Origin of the sequence: Mycobacterium sp. 1245499.0 (assembly GCF_001673615.1) — a bacterium.
GTDB lineage: Bacteria > Actinomycetota > Actinomycetes > Mycobacteriales > Mycobacteriaceae > Mycobacterium > Mycobacterium europaeum_A.
The window spans coordinates 1-10,562 of record NZ_LZMG01000257.1 but is presented as its reverse complement, the minus strand read 5'-3'; the positions used below and the strand labels follow the sequence as shown (position 1 = coordinate 10,562).

Annotated in this window: 12 protein-coding genes and 3 pseudogenes; 9 read left to right on the top strand and 6 right to left on the bottom strand. The window is 67.3% G+C overall.

The window, feature by feature from the left end; all coding sequences use genetic code 11:
* Positions 1-322, bottom strand: a pseudogene (locus A5646_RS14530) (elongation factor Ts); the annotation flags it as partial.
* On the opposite strand from A5646_RS14530, the pseudogene A5646_RS14525 reads away from it, so the two are divergent.
* Positions 312-551: pseudogene (locus tag A5646_RS14525) on the top strand (elongation factor Ts); the annotation flags it as partial. The pseudogenes A5646_RS14530 and A5646_RS14525 overlap by 11 nt on opposite strands.
* 78 nt (positions 552-629) lie before the next feature.
* On the top strand, positions 630-2,036 hold the full coding sequence (locus tag A5646_RS14520) for an amidase (RefSeq protein ID WP_067022235.1): 1,407 nt from the start codon (positions 630-632) through the stop codon (positions 2,034-2,036).
* 34 nt (positions 2,037-2,070) lie between these two features.
* Here the strand turns inward: A5646_RS14520 and A5646_RS14515 are convergent, their stop codons facing one another.
* The gene (locus tag A5646_RS14515; RefSeq protein WP_066878138.1) at positions 2,071-2,490 is read right to left on the bottom strand and encodes a MarR family winged helix-turn-helix transcriptional regulator; all 420 of its coding nucleotides are present in this window, start codon (positions 2,488-2,490) and stop codon (positions 2,071-2,073) included.
* A 123-nt stretch (positions 2,491-2,613) separates the two neighbouring features.
* Between A5646_RS14515 and A5646_RS14510 the strand changes: the two genes are divergently transcribed.
* Positions 2,614-3,027 carry a ChaB family protein gene (locus A5646_RS14510; RefSeq protein ID WP_066870225.1) on the top strand — a complete coding sequence of 138 codons (414 nt, stop codon included), beginning with the start codon at positions 2,614-2,616 and terminating at the stop codon, positions 3,025-3,027.
* A gap of 53 nt (positions 3,028-3,080) precedes the next feature.
* On the opposite strand, the gene A5646_RS14505 is transcribed toward A5646_RS14510, so the two are convergent.
* Entirely contained in the window at positions 3,081-3,920 is an 840-nt protein-coding gene (locus A5646_RS14505) for an SDR family oxidoreductase (RefSeq protein WP_066870228.1), read from the bottom strand.
* 90 nt (positions 3,921-4,010) lie between these two features.
* Complete coding sequence (locus A5646_RS29460; RefSeq protein ID WP_197499689.1) at positions 4,011-4,184, bottom strand: hypothetical protein; 174 nt, start codon at positions 4,182-4,184, stop codon at positions 4,011-4,013.
* Between the two features lie 303 nt (positions 4,185-4,487).
* On the opposite strand from A5646_RS29460, the gene A5646_RS14500 reads away from it, so the two are divergent.
* Positions 4,488-5,051, top strand: coding sequence for an MPT63 family protein (locus A5646_RS14500; RefSeq protein WP_066870231.1), 564 nt, complete (start codon positions 4,488-4,490; stop codon positions 5,049-5,051).
* A gap of 93 nt (positions 5,052-5,144) precedes the next feature.
* Positions 5,145-6,083, top strand: coding sequence for a lysophospholipid acyltransferase family protein (locus tag A5646_RS14495; protein WP_066870234.1), 939 nt, complete (start codon positions 5,145-5,147; stop codon positions 6,081-6,083).
* A 45-nt stretch (positions 6,084-6,128) separates the two neighbouring features.
* Here the strand turns inward: A5646_RS14495 and A5646_RS14490 are convergent, their stop codons facing one another.
* Complete coding sequence (locus A5646_RS14490) at positions 6,129-6,848, bottom strand: response regulator transcription factor (RefSeq protein WP_066876170.1); 720 nt, start codon at positions 6,846-6,848, stop codon at positions 6,129-6,131.
* Positions 6,849-7,054: 206 nt separating this feature from the next.
* Positions 7,055-7,294, bottom strand: a complete 240-nt coding sequence (locus tag A5646_RS14485) for a general stress protein CsbD (protein WP_066870241.1) — start codon at positions 7,292-7,294, stop codon at positions 7,055-7,057.
* Positions 7,295-7,635: 341 nt separating this feature from the next.
* Between A5646_RS14485 and pyrH the strand changes: the two genes are divergently transcribed.
* The 4 genes and pseudogenes from pyrH to A5646_RS14465 form a co-directional block, all read left to right on the top strand.
* Positions 7,636-8,469, top strand: coding sequence for a UMP kinase (gene pyrH, locus A5646_RS14480; RefSeq protein ID WP_066876169.1), 834 nt, complete (start codon positions 7,636-7,638; stop codon positions 8,467-8,469).
* Between the two features lie 62 nt (positions 8,470-8,531).
* On the top strand, positions 8,532-9,089 hold the full coding sequence (frr, locus tag A5646_RS14475; RefSeq protein ID WP_066870247.1) for a ribosome recycling factor: 558 nt from the start codon (positions 8,532-8,534) through the stop codon (positions 9,087-9,089).
* A gap of 32 nt (positions 9,090-9,121) precedes the next feature.
* A complete protein-coding gene (locus tag A5646_RS14470; RefSeq protein WP_066876168.1) occupies positions 9,122-10,051 on the top strand; it encodes a phosphatidate cytidylyltransferase in 930 nt (309 codons plus the stop codon).
* 34 nt (positions 10,052-10,085) lie between these two features.
* Positions 10,086-10,562 (top strand): annotated as a pseudogene (locus A5646_RS14465) (23S rRNA (adenine(2503)-C(2))-methyltransferase RlmN); the annotation flags it as partial.

The window sequence follows — 10,562 nt, the reverse complement described above, 5'->3', positions numbered from 1 at the left end:
CCTGCTCCGGCTTGCCCTCCGCCTTGGCGGTTTCCTCGGCGATGCGGCGCTCGCTGGCCACCACGTCCTCGGGCACGTCCTCGCGCGAGAGGTAGCGGGCCTTGAGCGCGGCGATCTGCAGCGCGACGGCGTGCGCCGCCTCGGTGTCCGAGCCCTGGTATTCGACCAGCACGCCGACCGCGGGCGGCAAATCGGCCGCCCGCCGGTGCAGGTAGGTCTCGACGGTGCCGTCGAAGTTCGCGACGCGGCGCAGCTCCAGCTTCTCGCCGATCTTGGCCGAGAGCTCCGCGATGGCCTGCTCGACGGTCTTCGTGCCCGAGGACGTGGTGGCCAGCGAGCGCCGCATCGCCGAGGAAACCGCCAAGGCGGAGGGCAAGCCGGAGCAGGCCCTGCCCAAGATCGTCGAGGGCCGGCTGAACGGCTTCTTCAAGGACGCGGTGCTGCTAGAGCAGCCGTCGGTGTCCGATAGCAAGAAGACCGTCAAGGCGCTGCTCGAGGACGCCGGTGTCACCGTCACGCGCTTCGTTCGCTTCGAGGTGGGTCAGGCCTGATCGAGGCCTGACCGCCCCGGCCGCGGACAAGCCGGGAAACCTCCCGGTCGGCAGGGTGCGCGGGTTAGCGTCAGTGCTATGCGACACGTGCACGCGTTCGGCGACGATGCCCTTGGCGATCTGGACGCGGTCGGCCTGGCCGACGCCCTTCGGTCCGGCCGGGTGGGCCGGGCCGAGGTCATCGAGGCCGCAATCGCCCGCACCGAGGCCGTCGACCCGCTCCTGAATGGCTTGGCGTACGCGGCTTTTGACCAAGCGCGGGCCGGTGCGGCCGCCCCGGTGGCGGGCTACTTCGGCGGCGTCCCGACGTTCATCAAGGACAACATCGACGTCGCCGGGCAGCCTTCGATGCACGGCACCGATGCGTGGGCGCGCCGCAATGCCGTCGCCGACAGCGTGTTCACTCAGCTCTATCTCGCCACCGGGCTGACCTCGGTGGGCAAGACGCAGCTGTCGGAATTCGGCTTCAGCGCGTCGGCTGAACACCCTCGCCTGGGCCCGGTCCGCAACCCGTGGGACACCGACTACACCGCCGGAGCGTCGTCGTCGGGATCGGGTGCCTTCGTCGCCGCCGGCGTGGTGCCCATGGCGCACGCCAACGACGGCGGCGGCTCGATCCGAATTCCGGCCGCCTGCAACGGGTTGGTCGGGCTCAAACCGTCGCGCGGGCGGTTGCCCCTGGACGCGACGCTGCGCCGGATGCCGGTGGGCGTCGTCGTCAACGGGGTGGTGTCCCGTTCGGTGCGCGACACCGCGGCCTTCTACCGCGAGGCCGAACGCATCTGGCGCAACCCCAAGCTGGCACCGATCGGCGACGTCACCGGGCCCGGCCGGCAGCGGTTGCGGATCGCGGTGCTCACCCGTTCGATACAGCGCGAGTGCAGCCCGCAGGTGCGCGAGCTGACGCTGAAGTCCGCGGGCCTGCTCGAGGAGCTGGGCCACCGGGTCGAACACGTCGACCAGCCCCCGGTCGCGGCCAGTTTCGTCGACGACTTCGTGTTGTATTGGGGTTTCCTGGCGCTGGCCCAGGTGAGCGGCGGGCGACACATGTTCGGTGAGACGTTCGACCGCAGCAAGCTCGACAGCCTGACGCTGGGTCTGCTCCGGCACACCAGCCGCAACCTGCACCGCCTACCGGCGGCGATCGTGCGGCTGCGCCGGGCGCGCCGGCGCACCGCGCGATTCGCCCGCACTTACGACGCGGTGCTCACGCCGACCGTCGCCGACGAGACGCCGCGCATCGGGTTCCTGGCGCCGACCGATTACCGGCAGGTGATCAGCCGGCTGATCGACTGGGTGTCGTTCACCCCGCTGCACAACGTCACCGGGGAACCCGCGATCTCGCTGCCGCTGGCCCAGTCCGCCGACGGCATGCCGGTGGGCATGATGCTGTCGGCCGATATGGGTCAGGAAGCGCTGCTGCTCGAATTGGCCTACGAGCTCGAAGAGGCGCGGCCATGGGCGCGCATCCAGGCCGCCGGGTGATCGAGCTTCGCCGCGCTTGCGATCGCCGCTAGTGCTAGTCGGAGCCGAGTTTCTCGAGCATCCTTTTGAATTCGCGCTGCTGGGTTTCGGTGAGCTTGCTCAGGATGCGGGCGTCGGCACCGCGGACCGCTCCTTCGGCGCGCTTGAGCAGGGCGCGGCCCTGCCCGGTCAGGTTGGCCGGCAGCGCCCGCCCAGAGGACACCGTCGACGGGCGCGCCACCGCCCCGATTTCTTCCAGCTTGCGCAGCACGGTGTTCATCGCCTGCGGGGTGACGTTGGTGTGGCGAGACAGCTCGGCGCTCGACATTCCCGGGAACATCGAAAGAATGCGCAGGCAAACGAATTCGGGCAGGGTCAGGCCCAGCGGGCCCAACGCGGCGGCAACCTCGGGTCGCAGCACCGCGCCCACCCGGTAGAGCAGGTAACCCAGCGGAGCATCGTCGGCCTGAATCATGTCAACGATATTGACATATTTATGCCGGACCGACGCGCACATCGGGCAGACCGTGATTGTCCGCGCCGCAACGGGGTAACCGGTTGGCTACCCGAAAGCGCTTGTGGTACCCGAGGAGGTTCGATGCCGAAGACGACAAAGGGCGGCGCGGCCAAGAAGAGCGAATTGCCCAGCACGTTGCAACGTTCCAGCGCCAAGGCCCAGCGCACGTTCGCGAAAACCCATGATGCGGCCGCCGAGGAGTACGGCAGCGAGGAGCGCGCCCACCGGGTGGCCTACTCCGCCGTCAAGCACAGTTTCGAGAAGGTGGGCGATCACTGGGAGCCCAAGGACAAAAAGGGCCCGTCCGACGAGCGGGCCAAGAGCGGTGGCCGGCGTCCGACCGGTCAATCGGCCGAGGGTGTCGACGCCAACGCCAGCAAAAAACACCTGCTCGACCTGGCCCGTCGGCTCGACATCGCCGGCCGGTCCAGCATGAACAAGTCGGAGTTGGTGGACGCGATCAAGAAGCACAACCGCAAGGTCCGGGGTCGCTGAGCGGCAGCGCGGACCGTGCTAGGGCGGGATGCGCCGCGGTGTAACGCTTTTCGCTAGAGGATAGGCCGGCCGCCAGTGACGGCCACCCGGGCCCCGGAGATGTAGCTCGCGTCGTCGGAGGCCAACAACACGTAGATCGCGGCGAGTTCGGCCGGCTGACCCGCGCGCCCCAGGGGCACGTTGTCCCCGAAGGATTCCACGCTGTCCGGCGGCATCGTCGACGGGATCAAGGGCGTCCAGATCGGTCCGGGTGCCACGCTGTTGACGCGAATCCCCTTGTCGCCCAGGAGTTGAGCCAAGCTGGCCGAGAAATTCGCGATCGCCGCCTTCGTCGCCGCGTACGGCGCCAGGGTCGGATTGGGACTATCGGAATTCACCGACGAGCTGCCGATGATCGACGAGCCCGGGCGCATGTGCGGCACGGCGGCCTTGGCGAGGTAGAAGTACGCACCGATGTTGAGCCGGAACGTGTACTCCCACTCCTCGTCGCTGATCTCGTCGAGACTCTTGTGCATCATCTGGAAGGCGGCGTTGTTGACCAGGATGTCCACGCCGCCCAACTCCTGCACCGCGCGGTCCACCACGGCGCGGCAGTGCGCGGCATCGGAGAGGTCGCCGGGCACCAACACGCAGTTGCGACCGGCATTGGTGACGTAACGGGCGACGTCACGCGCGTCGTCGTCCTCGTTGAGGTAGGCGATCAACACGTCAGCGCCCTCGCGCGCAAAGGCGATCGCGACGGCGCGCCCGATGCCGCTATCGCCGCCGGTGATGATCGCCTTTTTGCCCAGCAGTTTTCCCGAGCCCTGGTAACTGTTTTCACCACAGTCGGGAATCGGGTCCATCTGCGCCTGTACGCCAGGAACGGATTGTTGCTGCGCCACGAAGCCCATGCCATTTCCTTTACCGATTCGAAGTTTGTTGTGTGATTGACGTTTCGGGCAGGCCGAGCATCTTGCCGGTTTTAACGGTGCACCGCTTTATCAGTCGCGCTGCGCCGGGCCCGCCGTGGGAACGTCGGGGTCGTCGTCGGCGGGCGGCTCCGGATCGCGCCATTCCTCGCTGCGACTGGATCGATTGCCGCGAATCGTGCCCTCCAGTTCCTCCTTGAGCGCGTCGTCCTCGCGTGAGCCGTGCTTGGAGTTTCCGCGTTGCACCTAACTGCCCCCTTTGCGGCTGTCTCGGCTTGCGCCCCCGACATTTGCCAGACGCGGGCCTCAGCGCACCGGTTACCCCTCAGCACCCGGACTAATCACCGTGCCGAATGTGAATGATGGTGCAGCTGTTATCAACTGAGGCTGAAGGTGCTCCCCGCGAAAGCAACAATTTTGCGTCTCTAACCGGGCAATTCGGCTAATGGGGCGAACGTCGGTGTTTAAAGCGGAAGTCGGTTGGCTATTTGCTGCTTATATCGTCATGCCCTTCCGGGGGGCAATTGTTCGACACGAAAGGAATGGACAATGAAGGTCACCAAGACTGCCGTCGCGACAGCTGCCGCTGCCGGGGGGATAGCGGTGGCGAGCGTCTTCGCAGCGACGCCCGCGGCCGCCGCGCCCAACATTCAGGGGTTCGGCACCAGCGAACAACTGGTGGACGGGCCGCTGATCACCAACTACACGGTCAGCAACCTGCAGCCCAGCAATGTCACGATTCCCGGGTACACGCCGAAAGGCACGCTGTACCAGGCCGACATCAGCGCCAGGTCGGACGGCGGGCTGGTCACCCCGATGGTCAACGACTTCATCGCCCGCGGGCCCAACGGCCAGAACTACCGCGTGATCGACAAGGTGGGGGCGCCCAACGGGCTCAACCCGGCGCCGATCGCGCCGGGCAACGAGTCGACCGGCACGCTGTACTTCGACGTGACCGGCGCGCCGCCGAACGGCGTCGTCTACAACGACGGCAACCAGGACATCCTGATCTGGACGTCCAACGTCGAGGGTGGCGCGGCGCCGGGTGCGCCGAACAGCCCGGCACCGGGTGCGCCGCCGGCGCCTGCACCCGCACCCGCGGCACACGCCTGATCTGAGTAAATCTCCCCGCGCCACACCGCCGTGGCGCGGGGAGATTTGCATTGAGGGGAATCGTGCGCGCTCGAATCGGGTATGCGACTACTCATGAGTAACCCGGATCACAGGCCGGCGCCGGTGCGTGCCCAGGCGAAGCGGAACGCCGAGCAAGCCCGCGAGGCCATGGAAGAACGACGCAGCAAGCAAACCGGCGGGGTGAGCGGTTGGGTGGCCGAACGCGCGGGGAGATGGGATCTGTCCGGTCAGGACGAGACCGCCCTGCAGCGCCAGAAGTATCTGTGGAATGTGCTGGTGGACTACTGGTTTCGCATGGAGATCGACGGCTGGGAGAACATCCCCGAGTCGCCACCGGCGCTGTTGGTGGGGATTCATTCCGGGGCGCCGTTCGTGTGGGACGCGTGGACCGTCGGTCTGCAATGGTGGCGGCGGTTCGGACAGGAGCGCACCCTGCACGGGACCGCCCACGATGCGTTGATGGCGATTCCGTTGTTCGGGCGCTACTTCCGGTCCATGGGCGTTTTGCCGGCCGCCCCCGACGCGATCGCGACCGCCCTGGCAGAGGGGCGTGACGTGGCGTTGTGGCCCGGCGGGGAAGTGGATTCGCTGCGCCCGTGGACCGAGCGCGATCAGGCCAACCTGGCGGGGCGGACCGGCTTCGTCAAGATGGCGATCCGGGCCGGGGTGCCGATCGTGCCCATCGCCACCGTGGGCGGCGCCGACGCGATGCCGGTGCTGATCCGCGGGGACCGGCTGTCGAAAGCTCTGCGCCTGGATAAGATCCTGCGGCTCAAGGTGTTCCCGTTGGCTGTCTCGTTGCCGTGGGGTATCGCGCCGGCGGCGCTGCCGCAGCTGCCCCTGCCGGCCAAGATCCGCACCCGCTTCATGCCCGCGGTCGAACTCGACAACGATCCCGCGAAGGCTGACGACGACCAATACGTCGAACGCAAATACCATGAGGTGCAACACGCCATCCAGGACGGGATGAATGCGCTGGCGCGCAAGCGCGCGTTCCCCTTATTCGGCTGACCAGGCACCGAAGCGCTGCAGCGCAGCCAATTACGGCCGTTAGGGTCAGCCTGCCCGCGTTCCGTTGAGGTGGAGACCGGCGTCGGTGACGAACCATTCGGGTTGCGGCGGCGTCGCCGCCCGGTAGCCGACACCTCGCACGGTGTCGACCAGGAATTGGTGCCGGGCGCCGAGCTTGGTGCGCAACCGCCGGATGTGCACGTCGACGGTGCGCACCTTGCCGGTGCTGTCATAACCCCACACTTCCTGCATCAGTCGGGTCCGGGTGAACGCCTGACCGGCATGCTGCACAAGGAAATTCAGCAGTTTGAACTCGGTGAGGGTCAGACACAGATCCTGGCCGTCCAGCGACGCGGTGAAACTGGCCGGATGCAGCACCAGGTCGCCGAACTTCAGCGTGCCGTCGATCACGCTGCGCCGCCGCCCGATCGCCAGCCGGAGCCGCGCCTGCAACTCCTCGGCACAGGTGCCGGGCAGCATCACGTCGTCGAAATTGCAATCGACGTCGACCGCCGCACAGTCCGCCGGCGCCACCAGGGCGACCACCGCGGTGGCGGGGCTGTCGGTCGTGAGGCGATGGCTGACCGCCTGGGCCAGCGCCACGTTGCTACGCGCGTCGATGATCGCGACGTCCGCGGTGGCGAGATGCCCGTCGGTCTCGGCCGTCAGGGCGATGCGGCGAATCGGTTGGGCGAACGCGGCCAAGTCCGGCAGGGCCGATTCGAAATCGTCCTCGTCGGTGAGCACCACCACGTCCAACAGCATCTCCAAACCTCGTCACGTCCCGGCTTCCCCCCCGGTCCGTAGGCACCTCTGTGGAGATGTCTTACAGCGCTACGCCTGGATACCCGTCCCGCCGAAAACTATGCAAAGCTATGCAACCTCAGGCTTTTCACCGGCCGAATCTGCCGGAAAGAAAGACGATGGGCCCGACCCGTTTTCACGGATCGGGCCCATCGTTCACAGCCCTGTTACTGGTTGTCCTTCTGGCGCTCCTCGGCCGCCTTGGCGCCACCGCGCGCGGCTTCCGCCTCGGCTTCCTTCTTCGCTGCGTCGCGCTGCGCGTCGGCCTTGTCCTGCTGCGCCTGGCCCTCGCGGGTCAGGTCGTCACGACCCGCCACCGCGCCGACGGCCTCCTTGGCCTTTCCTTTGGCGTCCTCGACGACGCCCTTGACAGCTTCGGCAGGTCCCGACTTGTTTTCTTCAGCCATGGAAAGTGTTCCTCCTCGTTGGCGTACTCTGAGCGATCCACGCTCAACGGCGATCGCGAGCGATCAACCCGGTCATACGGCGAGGCTGGTCCTCGTTGCTTGAGACCGCGTAATTCTGCCGCGTTGTTGCGGGTTCCCATGCCATGCATCGCTCAAACGCGGGCAACGGCGGCATCGGCGTGGACGTATTCCGGTACCTGGAGACTCGAAAATTGGTCCGGCACGCCAACTATGCGCATAATGCACCCCGTCGACGTCGCATTGTGCTGCGATGAGGCAGGATGTGAAATGCCGTTCCGGATGGAGATCGCCCGGGATGGCACTCTCATGCGAGGAGTCTGATGACGGAGTCCAGGGACCCCCAAGTCGCCGGCGCGGCGGCTGGAAGGCCGGAGCCGACAACCGCCAGCAACGGCATACCGAAATCCGCACCGGACAACGGCCTGGTTGCCGGCCAGTCCCCGAGCCGGGCCAGGTACTCGCGAGTGCTGCTCAAGCTCGGCGGTGAGATGTTCGGCGGCGGGCAGGTCGGCCTGGACCCGGACGTGGTGGCGCGGGTGGCCCGGCAGATCGCCGAGGTGGTCCGCGGCGGTGTGCAGGTGGCCGTCGTCATCGGCGGTGGCAACTTCTTTCGGGGCGCGCAGCTTCAGCAGCGCGGCATGGAACGCACCCGGTCGGACTACATGGGCATGTTGGGCACCGTCATGAACAGCCTTGCGCTGCAAGACTTTCTGGAGAAGGAAGGCATCGTCACCCGCGTCCAGACCGCGATCACCATGGGCCAGGTGGCCGAGCCCTACCTGCCGCTGCGCGCCGTGCGTCACCTGGAAAAGGGGCGGGTGGTGATCTTCGGGGCCGGCATGGGACTGCCGTACTTCTCCACCGACACGACGGCCGCGCAGCGCGCCTTGGAGATCGGCGCCGAGGTGGTCCTGATGGCCAAGGCCGTCGACGGCGTGTTCTCCGCGGATCCGCGGCAGCATCCCGATGCCGAATTGATCGCCGCGATCAGCCACCGCGAGGTCATCGACCGGGGGCTACGAGTGGCCGATGCCACCGCGTTCAGCCTGTGCATGGACAATGGCATGCCGATCCTGGTGTTCAACCTGCTGACCAATGGCAATATCGCCCGGGCGGTCGCTGGTGAGAAGATCGGGACTCTGGTCACCACCTGAACCGAGACGCGATGATCTGCGCTTGCGAGGATCCGCAACGCAGCTGAGGAGGAGCGGCGCACATGATTGACGAGGCTCTCTTCGACGCGGAAGAGAAAATGGAGAAAGCCGTAGCGGTCGCCCGCGACGACTTGTCGACCATCCGAACCGGGCGGGCCAACCCCGGCATGTTCTCGCGGATCGTGATCGACTACTACGGCTCGGCCACGCCCATCACCCAACTGGCCAGCATCAACGTGCCCGAGGCGCGCCTGGTCGTCATCAAGCCCTACGAGGCCAGCCAGGTCGGCGCGATCGAGACGGCGATCCGCAACTCCGACCTGGGCGTCAACCCCACCAACGACGGCACCCTGATCCGGGTAGCGGTCCCGCAGCTCACCGAGGAACGCCGCCGCGAGCTGGTCAAACAGGCCAAGGGCAAGGGCGAGGACGCCAAGGTCTCGGTGCGCAACATCCGCCGCAAGGCGATGGAGGAGCTGCACCGCATCCGCAAGGACGGCGAGGCCGGCGAGGACGAGGTCGGCCGGGCCGAAAAGGACCTGGACAAGACCACCCACCAGTACATCACCCAGATCGAAGAGCTGGTCAAGCACAAAGAAGGCGAACTGCTGGAGGTCTGACGACCGCTCAGCAGCTAAGTTCATCCAGGCCAGTGGCAACCCCAGAACCCGGCGCAGGCAACCCGCCCGACAATCGGGCGCGCGCCGCCAAGAAGACGAGCGCGCAGCCGGCCAAGAAGACGTCCCGGGCCGGACGCGACCTGCGCGCCGCCATCGCGGTGGGGGCCGGGATCGGCGGCGTGCTGATCGTCACGCTGGTGTTCGCCCCGCGGTTCTGGGTTCCCATCGTCGCGCTCGCCATCATGGTGGCCACCCACGAAGTGGTGCGGCGATTGCGCGAAGCCGGCTACGTCATCCCGGTCATCCCGCTGCTGGCAGGCGGCCAGCTCACCGTCTGGCTGACCTGGCCGTTCCACGCCGCTGGCGCCCTGGCCGGCTTCGGCGTCACCGTCGTGGTCTGCAACGTGTGGCGGCTGTTCATGCAGGACAACACCAAACGGCCCGAGCCGTTCGACGGGTCGCCGTCGGCCAACTACCTCAGGGACGCCTCGGCGACGGTGTTCCTGGCCGCCTGGGTGCCGCTGTTCGCCTCCTTCGGCGTGCTGCTGGTCTACCCGCACGACGGCGCAGGACGGGTGTTCTGCCTGATGATCACCGTCGTCGCCTCCGACACCGGCGGGTATGCCGTGGGGGCGCTACTCGGCAAGCACCCGATGGTGCCGGCGATCAGCCCCAAGAAGTCGTGGGAGGGGTTCGCCGGATCGTTGGTGTTCGGGATCACCGCGGCGACGCTGACCGCGACTTTGCTGGCCCACAAACCATGGTGGATCGGCGCGTTGCTGGGCGTCATCCTGGTGCTGACCTGCACGTTGGGGGATCTGGTGGAGTCTCAGGTCAAGCGCGACCTCGGCATCAAGGACATGGGACGGCTGCTGCCCGGCCACGGCGGACTGATGGATCGGCTCGACGGCGTCCTGCCCTCGGCGGTCGCCGCCTGGACGGTGCTGACCCTCGTTCCCTAGGCCGGTCCGGTCGAGAGGCGATACTGGACAGGTCATGGTTGCACAACTGGTTTTCTCCGAGCCGCGTCCCGGCAGGCCGCCGCGGCACCTGGCCGACCTCGACGAGGACGGTCGCACGGCCGCCGTCACCGAGCTGGGCCTGCCGGCGTTTCGCGCCAAGCAGCTGGCGCATCAGTACTACGCGCGGCTGATCGCCGACCCGCGGCAGATGACCGACCTTCCGGCGGGCCTGCGCGACGCCCTCGCCGAGACGATGTTCCCGATCCTGCTCACCGCGGCCGCCGAGGTGACCTGCGACGCAGGCCAGACGCGAAAGACGTTGTGGCGGGCCCTCGATGGGGTCACCGTCGAGTCGGTGCTGATGCGTTACCCGCAACGCAACACGGTGTGCATTTCGTCGCAGGCCGGTTGCGGCATGGCGTGTCCGTTCTGCGCGACCGGTCAGGGCGGGCTGACTCGCAACCTGTCGACGGCGGAGATCCTCGAGCAGGTCCGCGCCGGCGCCGCGGCC